General features: G+C 54.9%; 20 protein-coding genes. 15 read left to right on the forward strand and 5 right to left on the reverse strand.

The features are described 5' to 3' along the window. Positions 1 to 113 precede the first annotated feature (113 nt). From OS190_RS12865 to rsgA, 6 genes are all read left to right on the forward strand, one after another. Positions 114 to 1,250 carry a TAXI family TRAP transporter solute-binding subunit gene (locus OS190_RS12865; RefSeq protein ID WP_267159105.1) on the forward strand — a complete coding sequence of 379 codons (1,137 nt, stop codon included), beginning with the start codon at positions 114 to 116 and terminating at the stop codon, positions 1,248 to 1,250. A 79-nt stretch (positions 1,251 to 1,329) separates the two neighbouring features. Continuing rightward, a complete protein-coding gene (locus OS190_RS12870; protein WP_267159106.1) occupies positions 1,330 to 3,324 on the forward strand; it encodes a TRAP transporter permease in 1,995 nt (664 codons plus the stop codon). 5 nt (positions 3,325 to 3,329) lie between these two features. Further along, on the forward strand, positions 3,330 to 4,898 hold the full coding sequence (locus tag OS190_RS12875; RefSeq protein ID WP_267159107.1) for a class I adenylate-forming enzyme family protein: 1,569 nt from the start codon (positions 3,330 to 3,332) through the stop codon (positions 4,896 to 4,898). A 26-nt stretch (positions 4,899 to 4,924) separates the two neighbouring features. Next, entirely contained in the window at positions 4,925 to 6,469 is a 1,545-nt protein-coding gene (locus OS190_RS12880) for an acetolactate synthase large subunit (RefSeq protein WP_416237408.1), read from the forward strand. Positions 6,470 to 6,768: 299 nt separating this feature from the next. After that, on the forward strand, positions 6,769 to 7,932 hold the full coding sequence (locus OS190_RS12885) for a M20 aminoacylase family protein (RefSeq protein WP_267159109.1): 1,164 nt from the start codon (positions 6,769 to 6,771) through the stop codon (positions 7,930 to 7,932). A gap of 49 nt (positions 7,933 to 7,981) precedes the next feature. Beyond that, positions 7,982 to 9,001, forward strand: coding sequence for a ribosome small subunit-dependent GTPase A (gene rsgA / locus OS190_RS12890; protein WP_502212185.1), 1,020 nt, complete (start codon positions 7,982 to 7,984; stop codon positions 8,999 to 9,001). 125 nt (positions 9,002 to 9,126) lie between these two features. Here rsgA and OS190_RS12895 read toward each other — a convergent pair whose 3' ends face one another. Continuing rightward, on the reverse strand, positions 9,127 to 12,048 hold the full coding sequence (locus tag OS190_RS12895; protein WP_267159111.1) for a PIG-L family deacetylase: 2,922 nt from the start codon (positions 12,046 to 12,048) through the stop codon (positions 9,127 to 9,129). 290 nt (positions 12,049 to 12,338) lie between these two features. Further along, positions 12,339 to 13,097, reverse strand: a complete 759-nt coding sequence (locus OS190_RS12900) for a DeoR/GlpR family DNA-binding transcription regulator (RefSeq protein ID WP_267159112.1) — start codon at positions 13,095 to 13,097, stop codon at positions 12,339 to 12,341. Between the two features lie 308 nt (positions 13,098 to 13,405). Between OS190_RS12900 and glpD the strand changes: the two genes are divergently transcribed. The 9 genes from glpD to OS190_RS12945 all read left to right on the forward strand — a co-directional run bounded on the left by glpD (position 13,406) and on the right by OS190_RS12945 (position 23,722). Then, entirely contained in the window at positions 13,406 to 15,001 is a 1,596-nt protein-coding gene (gene glpD / locus OS190_RS12905) for a glycerol-3-phosphate dehydrogenase (protein ID WP_267159113.1), read from the forward strand. Continuing rightward, positions 15,001 to 16,089: an ABC transporter ATP-binding protein gene (locus OS190_RS12910; protein WP_267159114.1), complete on the forward strand. Its 1,089-nt coding sequence runs from the start codon at positions 15,001 to 15,003 to the stop codon at positions 16,087 to 16,089. The genes glpD and OS190_RS12910 overlap by 1 nt, the downstream gene beginning before the upstream one ends. Before the next feature lie 11 nt (positions 16,090 to 16,100). Further along, positions 16,101 to 17,186: an ABC transporter ATP-binding protein gene (locus tag OS190_RS12915; protein WP_267159115.1), complete on the forward strand. Its 1,086-nt coding sequence runs from the start codon at positions 16,101 to 16,103 to the stop codon at positions 17,184 to 17,186. Next, positions 17,183 to 18,055, forward strand: coding sequence for a carbohydrate ABC transporter permease (locus OS190_RS12920; RefSeq protein ID WP_267159116.1), 873 nt, complete (start codon positions 17,183 to 17,185; stop codon positions 18,053 to 18,055). The genes OS190_RS12915 and OS190_RS12920 overlap by 4 nt, the downstream gene beginning before the upstream one ends. Next, entirely contained in the window at positions 18,055 to 18,894 is an 840-nt protein-coding gene (locus OS190_RS12925) for a carbohydrate ABC transporter permease (RefSeq protein ID WP_267159137.1), read from the forward strand. The genes OS190_RS12920 and OS190_RS12925 overlap by 1 nt, the downstream gene beginning before the upstream one ends. 15 nt (positions 18,895 to 18,909) lie before the next feature. Then, complete coding sequence (locus OS190_RS12930) at positions 18,910 to 19,182, forward strand: DUF2160 domain-containing protein (protein ID WP_267159117.1); 273 nt, start codon at positions 18,910 to 18,912, stop codon at positions 19,180 to 19,182. Positions 19,183 to 19,244: 62 nt separating this feature from the next. Next, the gene (locus tag OS190_RS12935; protein ID WP_267159118.1) at positions 19,245 to 20,966 is read left to right on the forward strand and encodes an ABC transporter substrate-binding protein; all 1,722 of its coding nucleotides are present in this window, start codon (positions 19,245 to 19,247) and stop codon (positions 20,964 to 20,966) included. A 117-nt stretch (positions 20,967 to 21,083) separates the two neighbouring features. Further along, on the forward strand, positions 21,084 to 22,574 hold the full coding sequence (gene glpK, locus OS190_RS12940) for a glycerol kinase GlpK (protein ID WP_267159119.1): 1,491 nt from the start codon (positions 21,084 to 21,086) through the stop codon (positions 22,572 to 22,574). A gap of 5 nt (positions 22,575 to 22,579) precedes the next feature. Further along, on the forward strand, positions 22,580 to 23,722 hold the full coding sequence (locus OS190_RS12945; RefSeq protein ID WP_267159120.1) for an iron-containing alcohol dehydrogenase: 1,143 nt from the start codon (positions 22,580 to 22,582) through the stop codon (positions 23,720 to 23,722). 56 nt (positions 23,723 to 23,778) lie between these two features. Here the strand turns inward: OS190_RS12945 and OS190_RS12950 are convergent, their stop codons facing one another. From OS190_RS12950 to OS190_RS12960, 3 genes are all read right to left on the reverse strand, one after another. Continuing rightward, positions 23,779 to 24,108 carry an arsenate reductase family protein gene (locus OS190_RS12950; RefSeq protein WP_267159121.1) on the reverse strand — a complete coding sequence of 110 codons (330 nt, stop codon included), beginning with the start codon at positions 24,106 to 24,108 and terminating at the stop codon, positions 23,779 to 23,781. Between the two features lie 70 nt (positions 24,109 to 24,178). Continuing rightward, positions 24,179 to 25,663, reverse strand: a complete 1,485-nt coding sequence (locus OS190_RS12955; RefSeq protein WP_267159122.1) for an inorganic phosphate transporter — start codon at positions 25,661 to 25,663, stop codon at positions 24,179 to 24,181. 85 nt (positions 25,664 to 25,748) lie between these two features. Next, the gene (locus OS190_RS12960; RefSeq protein ID WP_323370702.1) at positions 25,749 to 26,162 is read right to left on the reverse strand and encodes an NUDIX hydrolase; all 414 of its coding nucleotides are present in this window, start codon (positions 26,160 to 26,162) and stop codon (positions 25,749 to 25,751) included. Positions 26,163 to 26,890 lie beyond the last annotated feature (728 nt).

A 26,890-nucleotide genomic window follows, 5' to 3' on the forward strand; every position in this document is an offset into this window, starting at 1 on the left:
AATCCACTTATCGTATTCCACATAGCGGAACAGTGTTTCGGAAAATGACACAGCTGCTAAAATTGGCCTGTCGCGCCTCGCGCGCGGGTCAGACATCGTTTTGGGAGGAACCTATGAATTACATTACATCTGCGATTGCTGTTGTGGGCTTGTCAGCTTCAATGGCGATGGCTGCCGACATTGATTTGCCAAAACAACTCAGCTGGACAGCGTATGGCACCGGCTCTGCAGGATATAACCAATCAGTCGCAATCGGTGCGGCGCTGCAAGACGCGACCGGCGTCAACCTGCGCGTGTTGCCCGGTAAGAACGATGTCTCGCGTACCGAACCGCTGCGTCAGGGCCGTGTCCAGTTCTCGGCAACTGGTGTTGGCGGCAGTTTCATGGCGCAAGAAGGTGTGTTTGATTTCGGTGCTGAAAACTGGGGTCCGCAACCTGTTCGTGTGCTGATGGCCAACAATGGTGGCGCGATCAACCTCGCCGTGGGTGTCGCTGCTGATGTGGGGATCGAAACCTATGCGGATCTTAAGGGCAAGCGCGTCGCCTTTATCGTGGGCGCGCCTGCGTTGAATGTGAACACCGAGGCTTATCTGGCGTACGGCGGCCTCACGTGGGATGATGTCGAGCGTGTCGATTTTGGCGGCTATGGTGCCAGCTGGAATGGGCTGATCGAGGGGCAGGTGGATGCCGCCTTTGCCGCCACCAACTCGGGCAAGACCTATGAAGCTGAAGCGGGTCCGCGCGGATTGTATTGGCCCCCGATCGACCCTGCGGACACAGAAGGGTTCAAACGCATGACAGACATCGCGCCGTTCTTCCAGATCAACAAAGCCAAAGTCGGGGCTGCAATCGATGGCACCGACGGGTATCAGGGGGCGGGATATGCCTATCCTGTTTTGACAGCGATGGCTGCAACCGAAGCGGATCTGGTTTACAATATGACCAAGGCGATGGTCGAGCTGTTCCCCAAATATGACGGCAATTCACCCGGCATCGGGGGCTGGGCTCTCGACAAGCAGAACATGGAATGGGTTGTACCCTACCATGAGGGCGCAATCCGCTATTATAAGGAAATCGGTGTATGGAACGACGCGGCACAGGCACATAACGATAATCTCGTTGCCCGTCAGGCCGCGCTTTCTGCAGCATGGGAAGCAACCAAGGCTGCCGCGCCGGCAGATTGGGTTGCCGCATGGAGTGAAGCACGCCGCAAGGCACTGGCAGACGGCGGTTTCGCAGTCGTATTCTAGACCGCGCGCATTGACGTGAACCGGCCTGTGTCTTGTTGCAGGCCGGTTTGCCTGTTGTTTCCTTCACAAGAGTAAGCCAATGACCGATCAGAACACCTCTGCCCCGGACGCCAAAGGATTCGAACAGGTTGCCATAGATGGTGAGACCCCGTCCGAGCGTATAGCCGGCCCAGCCCGGTGGGTGGTTGTGATCGGGACGCTCCTGTCCTTGGTTCTGGTGATCAACCAACTGTTCAACCTGCACATGTTCGGTATCGTCCTGATCGAAGGACGATACCTTTATATTCTTGGCGGCATGTTTCTGGCCTTGAGTTTTCTGATTTTCCAGATACGCGGTGGCAAAGGTGGTGTGCCCACGGTGCTTGATTGGGCGCTCTTCGCGCTGGCCGTTGTCTGTACCGGCTATCTGGCGCAGACAGCGCAGGTAAATCTTTCGCAAGGCTGGGAATATGCCGCGCCGCAGACCGCGCAATATGTTTCCGTGGCATTTTTCCTGCTGACGTTGGAAGCGACACGTCGCGCAGGTGGGCTGGTGCTGTTCTGCATTGTCACCTTCTTTGCCTTTTATCCCACATTTGCAGGTGTAGTGCCTGATCCGTTCTCTGGATTTCAGAGCACCTTCATGGAGACGGTGCCCTATCATATCTATTCCGCCGAGAGCTCTTTCGGTATTCCCATGAAGGCCTTTGGCGGTGTGGTCATCGGGTTTATCCTGTTTGGTGCTGTTTTGCAGCGCACCGGTGGCGGCCAGTTCTTTAACGATCTCGCACTGGGGTTGGTTGGTGGCTATCGTGGGGGCGCGGCAAAGGTGTCCATTTTTGCCAGCGGTTTCATGGGGTCGATGTCCGGATCTGTCATCTCGAATGTCTTGACCACGGGGGCCGTATCGATCCCCGCGATGCGCAAAACCGGTTTCAGCGCGAAAACGGCCGCCGCGACCGAGGCATGTGCCTCAACCGGTGGCGTCCTGATGCCGCCGATCATGGGTGCCACGGCATTTATCATGGCGTCGTTTCTGTCACGTCCCTATGTGGAAATCGCATTGGCGGCCGCCATCCCGAGCATCCTGTTTTACTGGGGCTTGTTCACGGGCATTGATGCCTATGCTGCAAAACGCGGATTGCGAGGATTGCCCAAGCCCGACCTGCCGCGCCTCAAGGAAGTCATGGCCGAAGGCTGGCCCTATATCTTTGTGTTTGCCTTGTTGCTTTATATGATGGTCGGCTTGCGACAGGAGTCTTCCGCTCCGTTTTATTCAACTGCATTGCTGTTGTTCGTAAACCAGTTCCGTGCGCGCTTTCGACTGAACCTGCAACGGCTTGGCAATATGATCGTGGGTGTTGGCATGGGCTTGGCAGAGCTTACCGCGATCCTGTTGGGGGTGGGCCTGATCGTCGGATCATTCTCCGCCACCGGTCTTGCCGGAACCCTGGTGAATGAGCTGGTGTTCATGGCGGGTGACAGCACGCTGGTGCTGCTGCTGATGGGTGCGCTGACGGCCTTTATCTTTGGCATGGGGATGACGGTCACGGCCTGCTATATCTTCCTTGCCGTTGTCCTTGCGCCCGCGCTTGAAGCTGGCGGGTTGAATACGCTCGCGGTGCATTTGTTCATCCTCTATTGGGGCATGGTCAGCTACATCACACCGCCTGTTGCGCTGGGCGCCTTTGCCGCGTCCACCATGGCGGGGTCCAATCCGATAGCGACAGGGTTCGAGGCGATGCGCCTTGGCGGTGTGATCTATATTGCGCCATTCTTCTTTGTGTTGAATCCAGCTTTGATCGGTCAGGCCCCTGCGTGGGAGATCATCGTCGCCCTTGGTTGCGCCCTGATCGGAGTCGCGATGATTTCATCTGCGCTGCAAGGCTTCATCAGTCTTGTCGGCCCTCTGGAAGGCGGGGCCGGGATGCCGTTGCGCATTCTGTTGTTCTGTGGCGGCGTGTTGATTGCGATGCCCCAGAATGCTTTGGTCGACTTGGGCTATGGGTTGTCTTTCGCAATCGGTGCCGTTCTATGTGCCTTGCCAATACTCGCTGCGTGGCGGACAAATGCCGCAGGTCCCAATACCGTCTGAGAAACATGCTCCCGATCAATCCCCCCCAAGGCGACAGCCCGCCAGGCGAAACAATTGTCGCGCGTTTGCGCGCCAACGCAGCGCTGCATCCTGACCGGTTGGCACTGGTATGCGGCGCGGCACGAGTTACCTGGGGCGATTTTGAGGAGCGTATCAATCGCGTTGCGAATACCTTGCTTTTGAACGGCCTGCAAAAGGGGGACAACGTGGCGATCCTGTCGGCGAATTCCATTCCCTATGCAGAACTTTTCATGGGTATCTTGCGGGCGGGTGGATGTGTCACACCGCTGTCGTCGATGGCTTCGTCCGACGCGCTCCAAAAGATGTTGACCGATTGCGGTGCCGTCGCGGTATTTGTCGCAGAACAGTTCTTCGGGTTGGTGGCAGAGTTTATCACCGAGATGCCGCTCAAACGATTTGCCATCGATTTTGTCCACGAGAATTTTCAAGATTACGAAGCGGCGCTTGCCCAGGCATCGACCAGCGATCCCCTGATTCCGATCGCCATGTCGGATCCGTTCAACCTGATCTATTCCTCGGGCACCACGGGGACACCAAAAGGCATCCTGCACAACCATTTGATGCGTGCTGCGCAAATGGACCGGGTGACGCCCAACGGTTATGACGATAATGCGCGCACCTTGCTCTCTACACCGCTTTATTCCAACACAACGATTGTTTCGTTCCTACCCACGCTGTTCGGCGGCTCCACCGTGCATCTGATGTCAAAATTTGATGCGCGCACCTATCTGGAAATTGTAGAGCGTGAACAGATTACTCACACGATGCTGGTGCCGGTCCAATACAAGCGCATAATGGATATACCGGATTTTGACACATTTGACCTGTCGTCCATGCGGGTCAAGTTTTCGACATCTGCACCCCTGCGTGCTGACGTCAAAGCGGATGTGTTGGCCCGTTTCCCAGGCACTTTGCAGGAATATTACGGTTTGACAGAAGGCGGTGGCGTGACGGTCCTGGCCGCACATGAACATCCCGACAAGCTGCATACGGTGGGCAAGTTGGCCCCAGGCAATGACATCCGTCTGATCGATTCCGAAGGCCGGGAAGTTGCCCAAGGGCAGGTGGGCGAGATTTGCGGCCGCGGTCCCACCATGATGGCGGGCTACTATGGCCGTGACGATCTTACCTCCGCTTACATCTGGCGCGATGCAAAGGGTCATGTCTATTTCCGTTCTGGTGATATGGGATCCTTCGATGTGGATGGCTTTCTGGTTTTGTCAGACCGTAAAAAGGACATGATCATTTCGGGGGGCTTGAATATCTATGCCAATGATCTTGAATTGGTACTGCTGGCTGATCCCGACGTAACGGATGTCGCGGTGATCGGTGTTCCTTCTGATGCCTGGGGGGAAACTCCTCTCGGTCTGGTCACCCTCCGTGTCGCTGCCACTAGAACCGCCAAAGAGATCCTGGAAGCCGCCAATGCAAAGCTGGGCAAAAGCCAGCGTTTGTCCGCGATCGAAGTCCGCGATACCCTGCCGCGCAGCACCATCGGCAAGATACTCAAGAAAGACCTGCGTGCGCCCTACTGGGAAAAGGAACAACCGTGACAGATTCAACAACCCCCACCACAAGGATGAACGGTGCCGAAAGCCTGGTACACAGCCTGCTGGCCAACGGTGTCGAGGTTTGTTTTACCAATCCGGGCACGTCGGAAATGCATTTTGTAGCGGCACTGGATCATATTCCAGGCATGCGGTCGATCCTCGCCTTGCAAGAGGGCGTGGCAACCGGTGCCGCAGACGGTTATTATCGCATGACAGGTAAGCCCGCCTCTACATTGCTGCATCTTGGTCCGGGATTGGCGAACGGGCTCTCCAATCTGCACAATGCTAAAAAAGCTGGTTCTGGCGTCGTGAATATCGTTGGGGAACACGCCTCGACGCATATCGCCCTCGATGCGCCGCTAACTTCTGACATCGCGGGAATTGCGGCACCGGTCTCCCATTGGGTGCGTATATCTCCGACAGCGCAAACAGTTGGTAAAGACGCGGCCGAAGCAGTGCAGGCGGCCAGGGTGTCACCCGGTCAGATAGCAACATTGATCCTGCCCAGTGATACAGCCTGGAACGAAGGTGGTGTCGTGCAGGACGCGGTCGACATGCCGGTGCCTGCCCCCTTTGATGCCGATTATCTTGATGCAGCCGTCACTGCCCTTGACGGACCGGACTCCTTGCTGCTGCTTGGCGGTGGTGCATTGACCGAGGATAATCTTGAAACCGCGGGGCGCATTGCTGCCAAGACCGGTTGCAAGCTATTGTCGGAATGGTCGAATGCGCGCCTTGAACGCGGGGCAGGACGGGTTTTCGTCGGCCGGGTCCCCTATCCAATCGACATGGCGCTTGAGGTTCTTGCTCCGTTCAAACGCATTGTCCTGATCGGGGCGCGGGCCCCCATCGGTTTTTTCGCTTATCCTGACAAACCCGCAATCCTGACCCGTGAAGGCGCAGAAATCTTGCCGCTTGCCGGTGCGGGTGCCGATCTGACTGGGGCATTGGACGCGCTCTGTGTTGCGACGGACAGCGGGCAAACCCCCCCGGCGGATCTGGTCGCTCCTTCCGTGCCGACACGACCAAGCGGGCCAATCAACCGTGATAGTCTTGCGGCTTTGATTGCGCGTGCCATTCCCGAAGATGCCATCGTTGTCGATGAATCGGTCACTACCGGACGGGCCTTTTCACCGGCAACCAAATGTGCCGCAAAACACACTTGGTTGAACAATTGCGGCGGTTCCATCGGATACGCCCTTCCTGCGGCAATTGGTGCCGCCATCGCATGTCCCGACCGCAAGGTCATGTGTCTGACCGGGGACGGATCGGCGATGTATACGGTGCAATCGCTATGGACCATGGCACGGGAAAACCTGGACATCACAGTGCTGGTTTTCGCCAATCAAAGCTATCAGATCCTGCGCGGCGAACTGACCAATGTTGGTGTTGGCAATCCGGGTCCCCGGGCCGTTGATATGCTCAGCCTTGACCGACCCGCGCTTGATTGGGTCCAGATGGCGCAGTCGATGGGCGTGCAGGCGTCGCGTGTCGCCGATTGCGACGGATTGGAGAATGCGTTGCAGGATGGTCTGACCTGTGGGGGTCCCAATTTGATTGAAGTCATGCTTTGACGGATGCGCATGATGCGGCTTCGAAAATGCAGCAAACATCAACCCCAGGGCTTGTTAGATTTGAAGCCCGCGCTTTTCTGTTGGACGTAGTGCAGAAAAGTACAGATCTTGCTTTGCCATCAAAAGCCCGAGGTTGCAGGTATCATTGACACTTTGTTGGCACTGATCAAACTAGCGCTAGTAGATGCGAGGCCTGATGCCCGGAGATTTGCTTGTTGTCCGTGTGGACAATCGGCAATCCCGGACCGGGCCGAAAGAACCAGATCGCAGCCAGTTACCAATGCAACAAGGATACATGCATGCCCACTCTTGAGATTATCGCAGACAGCACTGACGAATTGACCGCCATTTTCAAAGATCTTCACAAACATCCTGAAATCGGTTTTCAAGAGACCCGCACCGCTGCGATCGTTGCTGAAAAGTTAAAGGAATACGGCGTGGATGAGGTGCATACCGGCATTGCTCATACCGGTGTTGTCGGATTGATCAAAGGCAAGCGCGAGGGCACACGCCGTATCGGGCTGCGGGCTGACATGGATGCACTGCCGATCAATGAGGAGACCAACCTTGGCTATGCATCGATCAATCCGGGCGTCATGCACGCCTGTGGTCATGACAGCCATACCACCATGCTACTGGGTGCGGCCAAACATCTGGCACAGACCCGTGATTTTGCTGGCACGGCTGTTCTGATCTTTCAACCCGCCGAAGAAGGTCTGGGCGGTGCCCGTGGCATGCTTGAGGCAGGTTTGTTTGAAAAATTCCCCTGCGACGAGATTTATGGCATGCACAATTCCCCCAACGGGCAGCAAGGAACCTTTGGGATATGCAAAGGCACGGCGATGGCGGGAGCCTCATTTTTTGACATTACAATTCAAGGCAAGGGCAGTCATGCCGCGATGCCACAGCAATCGCGCGACCCTCTGGTTATTGCCTCGGCTCTGGTTGGCAGCCTGCAAACCATTCTGTCGCGCAACATCGCGCCGCTGGATGCCTGTGTGTTGTCCGTCACGCAGCTTCATGCGGGTTCAGCCTATAACGTAGTGCCGGATACCGCGACCCTGGCGGGCACCATCCGCTATTTCAAAGATGATGTAATTGCATTGGCCGAAAGCCGGATGCGCGAACTCTGCGACGGCTTTGGCAAGGCCTATGGCGTTACCATAAATCTGGACCTGCGAAATGTATTTGATGTGCTGATCAATGATGCGGAATTGTCGGATGCCTATCTTGAGGCCGCAGCGGATATTGTTGGCAAAGAGAATGTATCGGATGCAGATCAGCCGGCGACAGGCTCAGAGGACTTTTCAGATATGCTCAGGGTCGTGCCCGGGGCTTATTGCCGCGTAGGCCATTCCGGCACCACGGGCTTGCATAATCCCAGTTTTTTTCTTGATCCCGAAATCTTGCCGGTCGGCGCGTCGATTATGGCGCGTATCGTCGAACGGCGTCTGGCTTCGTGAGGGGGAAAAGGTATTTGCCGCTCGACACGCGGGAGTGAACGGGATGGTTATGGATACTGCTCAGTCGCTGGTTGCCTTAGGCTGGTCCGCATTTTTTGAAGAACAACGTGATCCCGCTGAAGCGGACCTGACGCCGGTGCGTGTTAGTACAGTGCATCGTTCACGGATGACGGGAGAATCCGCAACCGGACCTGTGAGACTGAATTTGCCCGGAAATGTGAAAACCACAGATTTCGCTGTTGGTGACTGGGTATTGCTGGCTCCGCAATCCGACATGGTAGTGCGCCGTTTGGAACGTCACGCGCTTTTGCAACGCAAGACCGAAGGCGCGCGATTGCCGCAGTTGATTGCCGCAAATGTCGATACGCTGCTTGTCGTGACGTCGTGTAATGAAGACTTCAACTCCGCACGTTTGGAAAGGTATCTGGCACTGGCGAACGAGGCGGGTACCGATCCTGTAATTGTTCTGACAAAGGCAGATCAGATTGTCGATGTGACGCCTTTTCGCACGCAAGCCGAGGCATTGCAGCGTAGCCTCACCGTGGTCAGTTTGAACGCCAAGGAACCGGAGGCGGCAGAGGCGCTTGCGCCATGGTGCGGGCCCGGTCAGACGGTGGCGCTGGTCGGATCATCAGGGGTAGGAAAATCGACCTTGCTGAACACGCTGACCGGTAAATCAGGCAAATCCGCGCAACGGACCGGCGGGATCAGAGAAGACGATGCCAAGGGTCGCCACACCACCACGTCGCGTTCGTTGCACAGCACTCAAGGCGGCGGTTGTGTCATTGACACACCGGGGATACGCACGCTGCACGTCAGTGACGTCGCGACAGGTCTGGAGATGCTGTTTGCGGAGATTACCGAATTGGCGCCGGATTGCCGATTTCGCGATTGCACCCATGCACATGAGCCGGGGTGCGCGGTTCAGGCGGCGGTGGCGGCGGGTGATCTTGACCCGGCGCGCCTTGATCGCTGGCGCAAGCTATCCGAAGAAAACCGCGACAACACGCCCATATCCACCGGTCCGCGAGGCAACAAGACACCGCAATCACGGCGCAAGAAACGATAGGGGATCGTCGCGTCATCCGCGAGAACAACCACCGATAGGGCCCGCATTTCGACGGTACCCGGTGTGATCGAGTGTAATAACAGGTAAATAAACTCGGCTTCACTCAATTGGTACAACAGTCCCGGTCAGAACATGGTGAGGAGCATCTCGTCTTCTTCTGCTTCGAAGGGAACGGCAGCCTCTTCCGGGTCTTCGGGGATAAACAGGGCGGCCATGACGTCTTCACTCTCATTGTCGTTCACGGCGGCTTCACTTTCTGACGCGGTGGTTCCGACCTCGTCATCTGCATCTGCATCTGCATCAGCATCCTGCCAGAAGGTTTCGGTTTCAGTTACGACAAGTTCAAGCGCATCGCGGCTGACTTCTGCGCCGTCAATATCCATGCCCAAAACGGAAACTTCATAAATGTGATCACCATTGGTGTCCCAAACCTGGTCAAAGGACGGCGTGAACCAACTCTTGTTCGAGATCGAGCCGGTCAGCGCGTTGACATCGAAATGTCCCGCGTCTGACCCGTCCAGCACGTAGGATATTCCGTCTTCATTCACAACCGGGTCGCCAGGATCATTGGGATCTACGGGATAGACAGGGTCCGTTGTTGGGTCGTTGTCGTCGGGTAATTCAGCGGGACGCCAATAGGTTTCGCCCTGGGTGACGACCAGTTCAAACGCGCTGTTGCTGGTTTCGGTACCTTCAGCGTCGGTTCCAAGGACAGACACTTCATAAATATGGTCGCCGTTCGAATCCCATATCTGATCAAACGACGGGTTGAACCAGGTCTTGTTGCTGATTTCACCGGTTGCTGAATTCACATCAAAATGTCCAGCGTCAATGCCTGCCAAAGAATAGGTCACGCCGTCAGGTCCAGCAATCGGACCGGGAGTTTCAATGGGGTCAACCGGATCTATCGGATCAACGGGATCTACCGGCTCAATAGGGTCTAGGGATTCACCAGTGCCGGCAGGCTGCCAGAAGGTTTCGGTTTCGGTAACGACAAGCTCCAGATCGCTTAGCCTCGCTTGCGTGCCATCCGGCGCTGTGCCGGTGACAGTCACTTCATAGATGTGATCCCCGTTGGTATCCCAGACCTGATCATATGACGGTTCAAACCAGTCCTTGTTACTGACCGCGCCCGTGGTGGGATCGACATCAAAATGGCCAGCATCAGGACCATCAAGAGTATACAAAATACCGGGGTCCGCCGGGCCGTCAGGATCCACCGGATCGACAGGCGCAACCAGGTCGCCCGTGAGACCAAAGTCAGCAGCGGTCAGCGGTGTTTCGGATACGACGGCAACAACCAATGTTCCCCCCTCGACGCCGAGGGTCAAGGTTGTGGTATCGCCCGTCACGCGCATCACTTCGGACAATGCCTCGGTGCTGGCGTAGTTTGGCAATTGCGACATATCGATCAGGTCGGCCGCGCCGTTGGCCCCGAAATCCGTAATCCGCACACTGCCGGGGAGGTTTTGTAAAACGAACACATCATCGCCGTCACCACCGGTCAATTGATCGATGCCCGCGCCACCGTCAAGAATGTCATTGCCGCTACCACCATCCAATTGGTCATTGCCATCGCCACCAATCAATGTGTCGTTGCCGATGCCCGAATTCATGATGTCGTTGCCGTCACCGCCCTCTGCATAGAAAGAAGATCCCGCAGTCTGGCCGTCAAGAAAGTCGTTGCCAGCGTCCAGAAAGATTCGGTCTGAATCTTCGTGTACACCGATAAAGACCAGATCATTGCCGTCGCCACCGTGCACTTCATCATTGCCCTGACTGCCGGCAAGGATGTCATTGCCGGTCCCGCCCCAGATCGTGTCGATGCCGATACCTCCAATCAGCGTATCGTTGCCCTCTTCCCCGAATAGCAGGTCGTTGTCGTCACGGGCAAATACGTGGTCATCACCTGCACCGGCATAGATCACATCATCCCCATAGAGGCCTTCGATCTCGTCATTACCGTCGCCCCCAGCAATCGTGTCATTACCCCAACCACCGCGAAGCGTGTCTTGGCCTGCGCCTCCTGTCAGCAAATCCGCGCCCGCATCACCCGTCATAGAATCATTGCCGTTCAAGCCGGCGATCGTGTCGTCTGCTTCGGTACCGATCAGCACATCATCTGCATCAGTGCCAATGATTTCAGACAAGCCAATTTCAGGTGGATCAACCTCGGAGATAAAGCCAAGGGTCTCAAAAACCTGCTCTGGGATAGGCGCGGTGCCGGGCGTGGGCAGGTTGTCGACCTCGTAACTGACTTCGGTCCATGCGCGGTAGACGCCGGGCAAAACAGGATTACCTTCTGCATCGGTTGCGCTGGATACATGCGGATCATGTTCCGCGTATGCATAAAGTGTTTCCAGGTTTTGCTGAATCTCTTCGGGTGTCAGGTTGCTGGGAAAATCCGATGTTGCGTATTCAACATATGAGATCAGTTGATGATCCACATCGTAATATTGCTGAGCATCATAAACGAATTGAGAAGCATGCACGTGATCAGAATGATTGCTGTCTGCATAATCCGAACTGTGATCTTGAAACATTACCGCCTCAGGCTGGTGATGTTGCATCAGCCCCAACAACAGGCCGGAAATCTGATCCGTGTCATAGGTATTGGCATCATCAACCGTGGAAATCGTTTCGATGTCGCCATTCCAAAGCAGCTCAAGGCTTTGCTGGTCAGTTACCGAATAACCTGACCCGTTGGGGTTGCCGTCGGGCAGGCGCAGGAAATACAGGCGAACGTCCGGGTTGCTTTCCAGATAGGAAGTATGGACGTCTACGCGGTTGGGACCATCGCCAAAGGTTGCGATTGTATCTATCCAGTCGCTAGTGCCGGCCATATTGGCATATGCGGCCTTGGCACCAGCTTCGCGCCCTTCCCAGTAAAGCGCGCTTTGGCCTGCATCCCCGGCTGTCAGATAGACCGTGGTATGCCCGCCACCTTCGTTGATGCTGTGCCGAATATCAGGGTTCTGAAACAGCAGATCGTCGTCGATATGGGCGACAATCGACATGGAAGATGCTGCGGGATTCAACAGGGGCATTTGGCGCACTCATCATGATGAATTACGGAAGTCGCTGAAGAGGTAAACCTGAAGCGAGAGCAAAATTCAAGAAAGGAGAAATGCAGACATCGTGATTTTGTAAATTTTAACAGTGTCTTATCTGAAAATCGCGGAAGGTTACACTTTCATGACCAACCCAATTGAGGCAAGGTTCCGGCCAATTTGGGAAACGATCATGGCATACTTTACAGCATTGTGGCCGCGCATTTTCCTTGGCCGTCACTAGAAAGTGATTCGAATTACCGTATCCCACCCGCCGCAAAACGCGGTTATGGCGTTACAACTTCGGTGCCCCAGGACCTGCAATTTTCGGCGAGTTCGGGAGCTAGGGCGCAATCCGTAAACAACACATCAACGTCGCTCAATGAACAAATTGTTAATGGTGCCTTGCGTGTAAACTTGAGATGGTCGGCTACAATCATCACCTTGCGTGAGCGTTGGATTGCAGTGCCGCTGACCATGACTTCCTGTCCATCGAAATCAAGCAGGTCGCCGTCCGCATCTATGGCAGAACAGCCGAGCACCGAATAGTCGAACTTAAATTGCTTTACCATTTCGACGGTCAACCCGCCGACAATCCCGCCATCAGCACGGCGCAACACACCACCTGCGAGAATGATTTCGCAGCTGTGGTTGATGGCCAAAATGTTTGCGATATTGAGGTTGTTCGTCACCACAAGCAGGTTCTCATGATCACGTAACTCACGCGCCACCGCTTCTGTTGTCGTGCCAATGTTCATAAACACAGACGCCCCATCCGGGATTGCGCGGGCGCATGCAAGCGCAATCGCCTTTTTGCCGGTGTCGTTCAGCCTGCGGCGTTCCTCGTATACAATATTGGTCACACCGGAAGGTAAGACCGCGCCGCCGTGCACTCTTTCCAAGCGTCCTGTATCGGCGAGATCGGATAAATCACGTCGGATTGTTTGAACCGTCACATCATAAAGATCGGCAAGACCGTCAACTGTCACCTTGCCGTCCTTGCGGGCCAGCTCAAGTATCTCTTTTTGCCTGAAATTCGAAACCATCGCGCCTTTTACGTCACTTGTTCTTCCGTCGTCAACGGAAGCCTCTGTCCAGTTCTCCGAGACAATCAGCAGACTGCCCCTTGCGTCAATAGGCGATTCTTTTTTCGCGGCGGAATCTGTAAAATCTATCGAACCCGAACAAATAGACCCAAGGGATTCAAGGGTTTACAGCAAAACGAAAGAAACCGAACATTCGCTATTGCTACATTGCGCTAATTGATGTTGGGTATCACAAGACCGCAATCGGGGAGAATGCGGCGCAAAATGAATGCGGGGAGGCTTCATTGGGTCGGCTTGATAATCATGACATGGTTGATCTTTTCGTCATTGGCGGTGGCATCAACGGTTGTGGGATCGCGCGCGACGCGGCTGGGCGTGGCCTGAGGGTCGAACTGGCCGAAATGAACGACCTCGCATCTGCAACATCCTCTGCTTCGACCAAGCTGTTTCATGGTGGCTTACGCTATCTTGAATATTGGGAACTCCGGCTTGTCCGCGAGGCCTTGGTCGAGCGCGAGACGCTGTTGCGGGCGATGCCGCATATTTCCTGGCCAATGCGTTTTGTGCTGCCCTATCATGAAGACATGCGCTTTGAAGGTGATACGCCGACGTCCAGGGTATTGCGCGTTCTGATGCCCTGGTTGAAAGGGCGTAGACCCGCCTGGCTGATCCGGCTTGGGCTGTTCATGTATGACAATCTGGGTGGTCGGAAAATCCTTAAGGGCACGACTTCGGTAGAATTGGACAACACACCAGAAGGCGCTCCGCTGCAGGAACGATTCAAAAAAGCGTATGAATATTCCGATTGCTGGATCGAAGACAGCCGGTTGGTGGTGTTGAATGCACGCGATGCCCAGATCCGTGGTGCGCGCATCAATGTAGGCACCAAAGTCCTTTCGGCAGAGCAGGCAGATGGCATCTGGCAGGTGACGTTGCAAGATCAGGCAACAGGCGAACAACGTGTTGTTGCGGCCCGAATGTTGGTCAATGCCGGCGGCCCGTGGGTTGAGGATATTATCCGCAACACGGTTCACATCAATTCGACCGAGGGGGTCCGGTTGGTGCGGGGCAGTCACATCGTGACACGCAAGCTCTATGATCATGACAAATGTTATTTCTTTCAGGGTGAGGATGGTCGGATCATTTTCACAATCCCCTATGAAACCGATTTTACGCTGATTGGGACAACAGATGCCGACCATGGGGATGTGAGCGATAAACCCGTATGCACCCCTGAAGAACAAGAATATCTAATCAACTTTGCCTCTAATTACCTGAAAAAACCGGTCACCAAAGAGGATGTTGTCTGGACCTATTCTGGTGTGCGCCCGCTTTATAATGATGGAGCGTCCTCTGCGACTGCTGCAACGCGGGATTATGTATTGACGTTGAACCAAACAGCAGGTGCGCCGATCCTGAACGTTTTTGGCGGCAAGATAACGACCTATCGACGCCTCGCTGAAACAGCCTTAACAAAGATAGTTCCGTTCTTTCCAAAGGCGGCAGGACCTTGGACCGCCGGGGTCGCTTTGCCGGGTGGGAATTTTGCTGTGGATGGTGTGCCGGCCCTGAAAGCACAATTGGAGCGGCAATATCCGTTTCTGTCAGAATCCTGGATGAGCCGCCTGATAAAGGCATATGGCGTTGATGTTTTTGATGTTCTTGGCGACGCCAAAAGCGCGGCAGACCTGGGGCGGGATTTCGGGGCCAGCCTGACCGAGCGCGAAGTCGTCTGGTTGATGCATAACGAATTTGCACGCAGGGCCGCGGATGTGGTCTGGCGTCGTTCAAAACTGGGTTTGCGCCTTGGTCAGGATGAAGTCGACGCCCTCGACGTTTGGATGGCACAGGCAAATGGCCAGATGCAGCAATGCGCAGAAGTAACTGCAAGGGAGAGGGTGTAATGTCACTGGTACTTGACGGGGTTTGCATGGCCATGAATGGCCAGACCTATATTTACCCGACAGACCTTGAACTGTCCTCGGGTACAATGAACGTGCTGCTCGGCCCAACCTCTTCGGGCAAGACAACGCTGATGCGCCTGATGGCAGGGCTTGATGTGCCAAACAGTGGCAGGATCATCTGGGATGGCCAGGACGTGACCGGCATGCGGGTGCAAGACCGGGGCGTGGCCATGGTCTACCAACAGTTCATCAACTATCCGTCGATGACAGTTTATGAAAACATCGCAAGCCCGATGCGGTTGCTGGGGAAATCCGCAAAAGAAATTGACTCCGCTGTTCGCAAGGCGGCCGATTTGATGCAGCTTTCTCCTTTTCTGGACCGCAAGCCGTTGGAATTATCGGGTGGGCAGCAACAACGCTGCGCCCTGGCGCGAGCCTTGGTCAAGGATGCGGGCCTTGTCCTGTTGGATGAACCGCTTGCAAACCTTGACTACAAGTTGCGCGAGGAACTGCGGGCCGAGATTCCGAAGATATTTGAAGAAGCCGGGTCAATCTTTGTTTATGCGACAACCGAACCGGAGGAGGCATTGTTGCTGGGGGGAAATACTGCCACCCTGTGGGAAGGCAGGATCACCCAATTTGACAAAACGCCAACCGTCTACCGCAAGCCGATAAACGCGACTACGGCGCGGGTCTTTTCCGACCCGCCGATGAATTTTCTTAAGGTGCGCAAAGCGGGGGACCGGCTTGAATTCGGTGACGGGCTGAGTACGGCGGCATTTGGTGCATTCACCGGTTTGAACGATGGCAGCTATTTGGCCGGGTTTCGCCCCAACCACCTGAGACTGGAAAAGCAGGCAGCGGATTCCCTGACGTTCAGAACCAAACTGCAAGTGACCGAAATTACTGGATCTGAAACCTTTATCCACCTTGACCATCACGGCGACAATTGGGTTGGCCTGATACACGGGGTGCAAAAGTTGATGATCGGGGCACCTTTGGAGGTCTATCTCAATCCTGCCCATATTTACATTTTCGCGCAGGACGGCACCTCGATTGCCCCTGCTTCTTATGCAACCGCAGCCTGAGGGAACGGAATATGGCCAAAATCACCCTCGAAAACCTCGCCCATTCCTATTTGCCAAAACCCGCAAGCGAGGACGACTATGCGCTCAAGGAGCTGAACCACGACTGGGTTGACGGAGAGGCCTATGCGCTGCTGGGGGCATCGGGGTGCGGTAAATCCACCTTGCTCAACATTATCTCCGGTCTGCTGCATCCCAGTCAGGGACGCATTATGTTTAACGATCGGGATGTGACATTGGCACCAACGACGGAACGCAACATTGCGCAGGTTTTTCAGTTTCCAGTTGTTTACGACACCATGACGGTACGCGACAATCTGGCGTTTCCACTCCGCAACCGGGGGGCTGATCCAACCTATATCAAGGAACGGGTACAGCAGATCGCGGCGATGATCGGCATGGAAGAAGCGCTGAACCGCAAGGCGCGTGGCCTGACGGCGGATGCCAAACAAAAGATTTCGCTGGGGCGGGGCATGGTGCGCGAGGATGTGAACGCGCTGTTGTTCGATGAACCGCTGACAGTGATTGATCCGCATATGAAATGGGAATTGCGCACACAGCTCAAGTCGCTGCACCACGAGTTTGGCCATACGATGATCTACGTGACGCATGATCAAACAGAGGCACTGACCTTTGCTGATAAGGTGGTCGTTATGTACGATGGTCGGGTGGTGCAAATGGGTACGCCGCAGGAACTTTTCGAGACACCAGAGCATACTTTTGTCGGCTATTTCATCGGCTCGCCAGGGATGAACGTCCTGAGTGCAGAAGTGAACGGTGACAAAGCCGTTTTGGGAGGCTTTGAAATTGCGTTGGGCAAAGGTTATGCGCCGCTCAAAGGCAAGGTCGAACTGGGCGTACGTCCCGAATTCACCTCGTTGAGGGCAGGTGACAATGGTCTGCCCGTCACCATCAAGCGTGTCGAAGATGTTGGCCGTAACAAGATCGTGCGGGCGGATTTCCAGGGAACAGAGATCAATATCCTTGCCGACGAGGGCGCTGAATTCTCGCCTGAGATGAACCGAGTCGTTTTTGATCCTGCGGGTATCAACATTTATTCCGACAACTGGCGTGTTGCGCCAAAGGTAGCGTCAAGATGAACAAAACGGTCAATCAAAAAGCATGGTTTCTCATTCTGCCGGTGCTGTTGCTGGTCGCTTTCTCCGCGGTGATCCCGCTGATGACAGTTGTGAACTATTCCGTTCAGGACACTTTTGGCAACAACAAGTTCTTTTGGGCAGGGCTTGAATGGTTTGAGGAAATGCTGTCGTCCGAACGCATGTGGGATGCATTGGGCCGGCAGATTTCCTTTTCGGTTATCATTCTTGCCATTGAAATTCCGCTGGGTATTTTCGTGGCGTTGAACATGCCCAAGAAAGGTTTCTGGGCCTCACTGTGTCTTGTGCTGATGTCATTGCCGCTGCTCATTCCATGGAATGTGGTTGGCACGATCTGGCAAATTTTCGGACGGGTCGATATTGGTCTTTTGGGCCATACGCTCGCGGCCATGGGCATTGACTACAACTATACTCAGGATTTTTACGCAGCCTGGATCACAGTCATTGTAATGGATGTCTGGCATTGGACTTCGCTGGTCGCGCTTCTGGCCTATGCCGGTCTGCAGTCCATTCCCGACGCATATTACCAGGCTGCAAAGATCGATCAGGCCAGTCGCTGGAAGGTGTTTCGCTTTATCGAACTACCCAAGATCATGGGGGTATTGATGATCGCGATCCTGCTGCGCTTCATGGACAGTTTCATGATCTATACCGAGCCGTTTGTCGTGACTGGTGGCGGGCCTGGCAATTCTACCACTTTCCTTTCGATTGACCTCGTCAAGATGGCGCTGGGGCAATTCGACCTTGGTCCCGCGGCGGCCTTTTCGATCATGTATTACCTCGTGATCCTGCTGGTCTCCTACGTGTTCTACACCGTCATGACGAACCTCGACAAAAGGGATGGCCAATGATGTCTGAAGTGACGCATAACCCGCCACGTCGCCTGCCACGGTTCAAGGGCAGCGCCCTTGTCATGGGGCTGTATCTCTTGTTCCTGCTCTTGCCGATCTATTGGCTGGTGATGATGAGCCTCAAGACCAACACAGAGATACTGAGTACCTTTACCCTTTGGCCTCAGAACCTGACTTTTGACAACTATCTGACAATCCTTACCGATGCCTCCTGGTACAGCGGGTACCTCAATTCGATGGCCTATGTGGTGATGAATATGGTGATCTCGCTTCTGGTTGCCTTGCCAGCCGCCTATGCATTCAGCCGCTATAGTTTCATGGGTGACAAACATCTGTTCTTTTGGCTGCTGACCAATCGGATGGCACCACCTGCGGTTTTTGCCCTGCCGTTCTTCCAATTGTATTCCTCGGTTGGATTGTTTGACACCCATATCGCTGTCGCCCTTGCGCATTGCTTGTTCAACGTGCCTTTGGCTGTTTGGATTTTGGAAGGTTTCATGCGCGGCGTGCCCAAGGAAATCGACGAAACGGCCTATATCGACGGCTATTCGTTCCCGCATTTCTTTATCCGTATCTTCACGCCGCTGGTCGCCTCTGGCATCGGGGTGACGGCGTTCTTTCTGTTCATGTTTTCATGGGTTGAGTTGCTGTTGAGCCGGACGTTGACGAGCGTGGATGCCAAGCCGATTGCCGCAACGATGACACGTACCGTGGGGGCGGCGGGCATCGACTGGGGCGTGCTGGCGGCGGCGGGGGTTCTAACGATCGTACCGGGAGCGTTGGTGATTTATTTTGTCCGCAACTACATCGCCAAGGGTTTTGCCCTGGGCCGTGTCTAAGAAAGGAGAAGCACTATGGAATGGATGGCATGGACATGGCCGACCGCTGTTTTCTTCGGCATCATCGCGGCCACGCTGATCACCTTCACGGTGCTGGCGATCAAGTATCCCGAGGTACCCCGCCACGGGGTGTTGGGGATCGAAACGACGCGGGGTGACCGTCTGTTCATCACGCTACTGGGCTCGGCCTTTATCAATCTGGCATGGCTTGGGCTGCTTGATGCACCACAATGGGGTGCGCTGGTGGTCTGTCTTTTTTACGCCTTTGCGGTTTTCCGCTGGGTTTAATCGAATGGGCCTTCCGGCAAAATGTCCGGTGGCCCGCAGTGTTCATATAGGGAGGAACCAAGATGAACTTGCGACTAAAAGGAACCACAGCGATTGCGCTGGCGACATGTATGTTCGCCGCGCCTGCTTTTGCTGACATGGAGGCCGCAAAGGCATTCCTGGACAATGAGATCGGCGATTTGTCGGTGCTTTCGCGCGCCGAGCAGGAAGCTGAACTTCAGTTTTTCATTGACGCGGCAGAGCCCTACAAAGGTATGTCAATCAACGTCGTGTCCGAGACCATCGGCACCCATACCTACGAGGCCACCGTTCTCGCACCTGCGTTTGAGGCGATCACCGGTATCAAGATTACCCATGATTTGATTGGCGAAGGCGACGTAGTTGAAAAACTGCAGACTCAGATGCAGTCGGGCGAGAATATCTATGATGCCTATATCAACGACAGTGATCTGATTGGTACGCATTGGCGTTATCAGCAAGCGCGCAACCTGACCGACTGGATGGCGGGCGAAGGGGCAGCGGTGACAAACCCAAACCTTGATCTGGAAGACTTTATTGGATTGTCATTCACCACCGGACCAGATGGCAAAGTCTACCAGTTGCCTGACCAGCAGTTCGCGAACCTTTACTGGTTCCGCTATGACTGGTTCAACGATGAAAAGAACAAGACTGATTTCAAAGCCAAATACGGTTATGATCTCGGTGTGCCGGTCAACTGGACCGCTTATGAGGATATTGCCGAATTCTTCACCGGTCGTGATCTGACACATCTTGGCGTCGAAGGTGAAGTCTTTGGTAATATGGACTACGGCAAGAAAGACCCAAGCCTGGGTTGGCGTTACACCGATGCTTGGCTGTCCATGGCCGGTGCAGGTGACGTGGGAGAGCCGAATGGCCTGCCCGTTGATGAATGGGGTATCCGTGTCAACGAAAATTCGCAACCGGTCGGATCCTGCATGGCGCGCGGTGGTGCGACAAACGGCCCGGCTGCTGTCTATGCTGTGACCAAGGCAATCGAATGGCTGGACAAATATTCCCCGCCAGCCGCCGCCGGTATGACATTCTCTGAGGCAGGTCCGATCCCGGCACAGGGCAACGTCGCTCAGCAGATGTTCTGGTACACTGTCTTTACGGCGGCTTCGGTGGAGCCCGGTTTGCCGGTAATGAACGAAGATGGCACGCCCAAGTGGCGCATGGCACCATCTCCGCACGGTGCATATTGGACCGAAGGTACCAAGATTGGCTATCAAGACGCAGGGTCATGGACATTGATGAAATCCACCCCGGTGGATCGTGCACAGGCGGCTTGGCTGTATGCACAATTCGTGACCTCCAAAACGGTCGACGTGAAGAAAAGTCATATTGGCCTGACGTTCATTCGTGAATCGTCGATCCAGCATGAGAGCTTTACCGAACGTGCGCCTAAGCTGGGTGGTCTGGTTGAATTTTATCGTTCACCAGCGCGGGTACAATGGTCGCCAACCGGTACCAATGTCCCTGACTACCCAAAACTGGCGCAACTCTGGTGGCAGAATATCGGCGATGCGATGTCTGGTGCTAAAACGCCCCAGAAAGCGCTTGATGCACTTTGCGCAGATCAGGAAAAGGTACTGATCCGTTTGGAGCGTGCTGGCGTCCAGGGTGATATTGGTCCGAAAATGAACGAAGAGCGGGATCCAGAGTACTGGCTGTCCCAGCCCGGTTCGCCGAAGCCAAAGCTGGAAAACGAAGACGAAGCGCCCGTTACGATTGCCTATGACGAACTGATCAAATCCTGGCAGTAAGGTCAGGATCCGCGGCCATGTAATTGGCCTCGGGTAAATCGTTTGATAGTTTATCAAGAACAGCGGCCTCTTTCCCAAGTGGCCGCTGTTTCCAAATCCAACTTGTGGAGACCTTCCATGACCTATGTGCTTGCAATTGACCAAGGTACGACATCCACGCGAGCGATTGTATTCGATGCCAGCATGACGGCGGTTGCCAATGCGCAGGAAGAATTTGCTCAACATTTCCCTCAGTCCGGCTGGGTCGAACATGATCCGGATGATCTTTGGAACACAACTTTGGCCACCTGCCGCGCGGCGATTGAAAAGGCGGGCATATCGGCGGCACAGATCGCATCCATCGGCATTACCAATCAGCGAGAAACCGTGGTGGTCTGGGACAAAATCACGGGTAAAGCGATCCATAATGCGATTGTCTGGCAGGATCGCCGAACCGCGGATACCTGCCGCGTGTTGCGTGACGCCGGGCATGAAAAGATGATCACGGAACGCACTGGCCTGTTGCTGGACCCCTATTTCTCAGGCACCAAGGTTAAATGGATTCTGGACAAGGTTGAAGGATCCCGTCATCGCGCTGCCAATGGTGAGTTGTTGTTTGGCACCGTTGATGCCTTCCTGATCTGGAAATTGACTGGTGGCGAGGCCCATGTGACCGATGCCACAAATGCCGCCCGCACGATGTTGTATGATATTCGCAAGGGGCGGTGGAGCAGCACGATTTGTGACCTACTGGAAATTCCGGTGGCCATGTTGCCCGAGGTCAAGGATTGCGCTGCCGATTTTGGTTTGACGCAGGCGGATCTGTTCGGCCATGAAATCCCTATTTGCGGGGTCGCAGGTGACCAGCAGGCCGCGACCATCGGTCAGGCCTGTTTTGAACCGGGCATGTTGAAATCAACATATGGAACTGGGTGTTTTGCCTTGCTCAATACAGGTGAAACGCCGGTTACATCCAAGAACCGTCTGCTTACCACCATTGCCTATCAATTGGATGGGAAACCGGTTTACGCGCTTGAGGGTTCGATCTTTGTTGCCGGCGCGGTTGTACAATGGCTGCGTGACGGTTTGCAGATCATCAAGGATGCGGCAGAGACACAGAACCTCGCGCAGCAGGCCGATGCGCAACAGCGCGTGATCCTCGTGCCTGCCTTCGTTGGTCTGGGTGCGCCTTATTGGAACCCGGATTGCCGTGGGGCGGTGTACGGTCTGACCCGCGCGACGGGGCCTGCGGAAATGGCCAAGGCCGCACTTGAAAGTGTCGGCTATCAAACCCGTGACCTGCTTGAGGCGATGGCGGCGGATTGGCCTGCCGCAACTGGTGTTCAGCCAACTTTGCGCGTTGATGGTGGTATGTCAGCCAGCGATTGGGCGATGCAGTTCTTGTCTGACATCATTGCTGCCCCTGTTGATCGTCCCGAAAATCAGGAAACAACCGCTCTGGGTGTCGCCTGGTTGGCGGGGATGCATGCGGGTGTCTATCCCGACCAGGCAGAATTTGCCGCAACCTGGGCCTGCGACAAACAATTTGTTCCGCAGATGAATGAGGATGACCGCCAGGCGAAATATGCGGCTTGGGGCAGGGCGGTGCAGGCCACCCTGAGCGTTTAGGGAAAGTGTTTTCGTTTTTCAGTCCGAAAGCCCTTTATTTTGGCAGGGGGCAAAGCGCGGGAACTGCGAGTCTCGCAGCGGGTTTCGGGCAGGCGATATTGTTGGTGCATGGGGCCTCGGCGACACGGGCGGCATGGCTAAAAGATGCCTGTACAACTGCAGGACTCACCTTGCGGACCTTGAGTTGCGCTAATGAGCCGAGCCTGCCGGACATCGATGCAGCCTTGACCGAACTGGACGGGTTCAAGCCTGATGTGGTGATCGCACTTGGGGGCGGGTCAGTGATGGATTTTGGCAAGGCGCTGGCAGCATTGATCCGGTGCGATGGCAAGCCCATTGAGTATCTGGAAGTGGTGGGCGACGGCCGCCCCCTGGATGTTCCGCCGATTTCGCTGATCGCACTGCCAACCACCGCAGGCACAGGTGCAGAAGTCACGAAGAACGCGGTGATAACGGTGCCGGAACATGGCATCAAGGTCAGCCTGCGGGATCCCCGCATGGTTCCCGATATCGCCATCATCGATCCGGCTTTGATGCAGGGTGCGCCAAAAGCTGTTGTCCTTGCCTCGGGGTTGGATGCTGTAACACAAGTAATCGAACCCTATTTGTGCCTGAAGGCCAATCCGATGACAGATGCATTGTGTCACGGGGCAATTCCAAAAGGTCTTGGTGCATTGAAGGCCGTGGTTGAAAAGGATGCGACGCAGGCATGGGATAGCCTGGCATGGGTCAGCACCTGTGGCGGTCTGGCGTTGGCAAATGCGGGTCTTGGTGCGGTGCATGGTTTTGCCGGTGTGATCGGCGGCAAGACAAATGCACCTCATGGAGAGATTTGTGGTACCTTGCTGCCTGCTGTACTGAATTCACACTTGGCCAAGTCAGAAAAACACAGCGAAATCGGTTTGCGGTTACAATGGGTGCTTGATCAGATTGATGGTTGTTTCGGTTCGGGGACGACTGGTTCAGAGGTGGCCGGACTGCGCAACTGGTCGCGTGAAGCGGGGCTGCGTGGGCTAAAGGAAATGGGGCTTTCCAGCGGCGATTTTGCTGAGGTGGCCGCCCTGGCGGCCAAGGCATCTTCCATGGGTGCAAACCCCTTTGCGCTTTCCCAACCGGAGCTGGTACAAATTTTGCATGATGCAGCATGATGCGGTTTGGTCCGGTGATGCCGCAAAGGGTGTCAACCTGCGTTTAACTTCGCAGATTATTCGCCAAGCAGCGCCGCCTGTATCTCGTCATCCCAGCCCAGATAATAGGTGTTCTGGTCGTGTATGACCGGGCGGGCCATGACTTTCGGTTGCGCCGCGATCTGGGCCTCTGCCTCGGAATTCTTCAGCCAGTCGCTTAAAGCGCGATAATCATTGGACTTGCGATCCACCAGACGGTCCCCGAACTCGGCAATTAGTGTGTTCAATTCCGCTTCGCTTAGAGGATCTGCCCTGACATCGCGCAAGCGCACATCCTTGCGCTGGACCTCCAGTGCCTTGCGGGCTTTTTGGCAAACCGAACAGGTGCTTAATCCGTAGATGATCATGATGTTTTTCCTTGCAAGATTTGCTGAGCGGTCTGACAGGCCGCTTTGGTCGGAGGTGTATCGACTTTGCTCAGTCTACTGCGGAATTGATCAGGATAAAGATGATGCCTGACAAAATTGCTGCTGCAGGAACAGTGATCACCCAAGCCGCGATAATGGTCATGAAATGCGATCGGCGCACAAGTTTGCGACGACGACGCTCTTCGGGGGCGTAATTGGTGCGTTCCGGCATTTCCATGCGTGCTTTGCGGATGCGGCGTTCAGCATCCCATTCGCGAAAGAACCCCACGCCAAAGACTCCGCCGACAGCGATATGTGTCGAACTGACGGGCAGGCCTAGCCAACTGGCCACGATGACAGTGATGGCAGCGGACAGGGCAACGCAATAGGCGCGCATCGGGTTCAGCTTGGTGATCTGGCCGCCGACCATGCGGATCAGCTTGGGCCCGAAAAGGAACAGGCCAAATGAAATGCCGAACGCCCCGATAATCATGACCCAGTTCGGAATGCTGATCGCATCGGTAAAGCTGCCCGACTGCGAGGCCTGTACGATGGCGGCAAGCGGCCCGACGGCATTGGCCACGTCATTGGCTCCATGGGCAAAGCTGAGCAATGCGGCGGAGACAACAAGAGGGATCCCAAAAAGAACTTTGAGCGATTTGTTGCGGTTCTCAAGCCCCTGGGACTGTTTGCGGATTACAGGAATCATGACCAGCCAGACCAGAACGCCGATGATCGACCCGATCAATAGCGCGGTCGGCATATCGATCTTGATAATTTTCTTTAGACCTTTGAGAGCCAGATAAGCGGAAAAAGTCCCTGCCATGATACCAACAAGGATGGGGACCCATACGCGCGCAGCGGCGATTTTGTCATCGCGGTAGATGATACGCGATTTGATCAGCCACAAGAAGGCGGCTGCAACAGCACCGCCTAACACCGGAGAAATCACCCAGCTGGCAGCAATTGCACCCATCGTTGGCCAATAGACGGCACCGAAACCTGCCGCTGCGATGCCCGCCCCCATCACGCCACCAACCACCGAATGTGTGGTGGATACAGGTGCGCCGATCCAGGTCGCCAGGTTGACCCAAAGGGCTGCAGATAATAATGCGGACATCATCGCCCAGATGAATATTGATGCGGTGCCCATGGATTGAGGCGCAATGATACCTTTGGCGATGGTAGAAACTACATCCCCTCCGGCCAGCAACGCCCCGGCACTTTCACAGATTACAGCAATCGCGATGGCCCCTCCCATGGTCAGCGCATTCGCACCAACCGCAGGGCCCATGTTATTGGCGACGTCATTGGCCCCGATATTCAATGCCATATAGGCGCCCAGACAGGCAGCAATTACGACAATGATCGAATTGTTCGACTGCCCGAGAAAGAGCAATGCGCCGATGCCCGTCACCAGAACAAACACCAGCGCAATGCCCGTACCGATCATGGGACGGGAGACATAAGCCGTTGCGATTTCTAGATTGGAATAGCGTGCAAGATCGCGGTCCAGAGTTTCAAGGTGGCGGCGATCGCCTTGTTGCTGAGTCATATGTAACCTTCCCCCAATTGGGAGAAACGATTACCCTTGCAATGGCGAGGAAGGCAACCGCGCATTCATTATAGAATGCGATTTGCTATTGGTTGCGGAAGATTGATTTCAGTTCTGCCTCGTTCACCATTTCGGCGGCGGCGTCTGCCTTGACCCATTTGCGTTTACGCTGATGGGCTTCGGGAAAGCTTTCAGACAATTCGTTGACCGCAACCGAATATACCAGAGTTTCTACAGGAATCTTCAGCCCGGTCGACTGGCGCTTTTGATAGGTATAAGCGCCCACAGGCTCACTTGTGGCATTACTGTTTTGCACACCTGCTTCTTCCCAGGCCTCTTGCAAGGCCGCTTCATTGGACTTGAGACCACGTATGGGCCAACCCTTGGGGATGATCCAACGACCGGTATCGCGGCTCGTCACCAGAAGGTACTCCTTGTTCTTTCCTGTTCCACGATGACACAATGCAGCTACCTGTAGCCGTTTGGGCCGTCTCAGCATCGGTACAAGGAACGACTTCCATACCGTTTGAAGTGCCGCATTCATTCAGAAACCACTCAATATCTTTTATTATGCAAAGGGATATAGCTTGCCGGGAGCGAAATTGCAATTTTAGCGGGCAGAAGCCGGACCTTCGCTTGTCAGTTTGGAGGAAGTGCCCCAACCTACCCAAGGCAGGGCAGGCGGGGGTGTCCCCTGTCGCTTGAAAAGCAGCCGCAGCACAAAAACGGGCATCTTTAAGAAGGCGTCCGGCACCCTGCGACCCATTTCAAAGACCGGAATCGGTGGGAAGATGCCAAAAAACAGACAAACCCGTGGCGGAGTGATTCCGTTTGACTGGTTTTTGCTCTTCAGACTGGCCCGAAACAAAGCGATCTCGCCTGTGAGGAAGAAAAGTTATTTTTCCGGTCCATAGGAAACGCATCGGCTGACCCCATATAAATAAGGAGATAGCCCGATTTGCAGAGGAGGAATTCAAATAAATCGATCTTAGACGTGAGTTTTTGCGAAAAAGGGGTTGCGGGTCCGGCGCGCTGGGTTTAGAGAGCAATTCTCAGCAGGGCATTGACGCTCTGAGGGGTTGCTGGAGTGGGTATCGGGTTTTGAAGCTTGAGGTTCACTTTGGTGTAACGAGAAAATTCTGAGGTTTATGAGGCGGGGCGCGCCGTTGTTAGGGCGCATCTGGTTTTATTTGTCTCGACGTTGTTTGAAAATTAGATATCTGAAGA

Source organism: Sulfitobacter sp. F26204, assembly GCF_026410305.1.
Classification (GTDB): domain Bacteria; phylum Pseudomonadota; class Alphaproteobacteria; order Rhodobacterales; family Rhodobacteraceae; genus Sulfitobacter.

Bases quoted from the DNA above. Each gene is read 5' to 3' on its own strand.
- OS190_RS12900 (WP_267159112.1), bottom strand. From the start codon at position 13,097: ATGGTTTCGAATTTCAGGCAAAAAGAGATACTTGAGCTGGCCCGCAAG.
- OS190_RS12930 (WP_267159117.1), top strand. From the start codon at position 18,910: ATGGAATGGATGGCATGGACATGGCCGACCGCTGTTTTCTTCGGCATC.
- OS190_RS12895 (WP_267159111.1), bottom strand. From the start codon at position 12,048: ATGCCCCTGTTGAATCCCGCAGCATCTTCCATGTCGATTGTCGCCCAT.
- OS190_RS12870 (WP_267159106.1), top strand. From the start codon at position 1,330: ATGACCGATCAGAACACCTCTGCCCCGGACGCCAAAGGATTCGAACAG.
- OS190_RS12925 (WP_267159137.1), top strand. From the start codon at position 18,055: ATGTCTGAAGTGACGCATAACCCGCCACGTCGCCTGCCACGGTTCAAG.
- OS190_RS12875 (WP_267159107.1), top strand. From the start codon at position 3,330: ATGCTCCCGATCAATCCCCCCCAAGGCGACAGCCCGCCAGGCGAAACA.
- OS190_RS12880 (WP_416237408.1), top strand. From the start codon at position 4,925: ATGAACGGTGCCGAAAGCCTGGTACACAGCCTGCTGGCCAACGGTGTC.
- OS190_RS12920 (WP_267159116.1), top strand. From the start codon at position 17,183: ATGAACAAAACGGTCAATCAAAAAGCATGGTTTCTCATTCTGCCGGTG.
- OS190_RS12865 (WP_267159105.1), top strand. From the start codon at position 114: ATGAATTACATTACATCTGCGATTGCTGTTGTGGGCTTGTCAGCTTCA.
- OS190_RS12910 (WP_267159114.1), top strand. From the start codon at position 15,001: ATGTCACTGGTACTTGACGGGGTTTGCATGGCCATGAATGGCCAGACC.
- OS190_RS12885 (WP_267159109.1), top strand. From the start codon at position 6,769: ATGCCCACTCTTGAGATTATCGCAGACAGCACTGACGAATTGACCGCC.
- OS190_RS12915 (WP_267159115.1), top strand. From the start codon at position 16,101: ATGGCCAAAATCACCCTCGAAAACCTCGCCCATTCCTATTTGCCAAAA.
- rsgA (WP_502212185.1), top strand. From the start codon at position 7,982: ATGGATACTGCTCAGTCGCTGGTTGCCTTAGGCTGGTCCGCATTTTTT.
- OS190_RS12950 (WP_267159121.1), bottom strand. From the start codon at position 24,108: ATGATCATCTACGGATTAAGCACCTGTTCGGTTTGCCAAAAAGCCCGC.
- OS190_RS12955 (WP_267159122.1), bottom strand. From the start codon at position 25,663: ATGACTCAGCAACAAGGCGATCGCCGCCACCTTGAAACTCTGGACCGC.
- OS190_RS12960 (WP_323370702.1), bottom strand. From the start codon at position 26,162: ATGCTGAGACGGCCCAAACGGCTACAGGTAGCTGCATTGTGTCATCGT.
- glpD (WP_267159113.1), top strand. From the start codon at position 13,406: ATGGTTGATCTTTTCGTCATTGGCGGTGGCATCAACGGTTGTGGGATC.
- glpK (WP_267159119.1), top strand. From the start codon at position 21,084: ATGACCTATGTGCTTGCAATTGACCAAGGTACGACATCCACGCGAGCG.
- OS190_RS12935 (WP_267159118.1), top strand. From the start codon at position 19,245: ATGAACTTGCGACTAAAAGGAACCACAGCGATTGCGCTGGCGACATGT.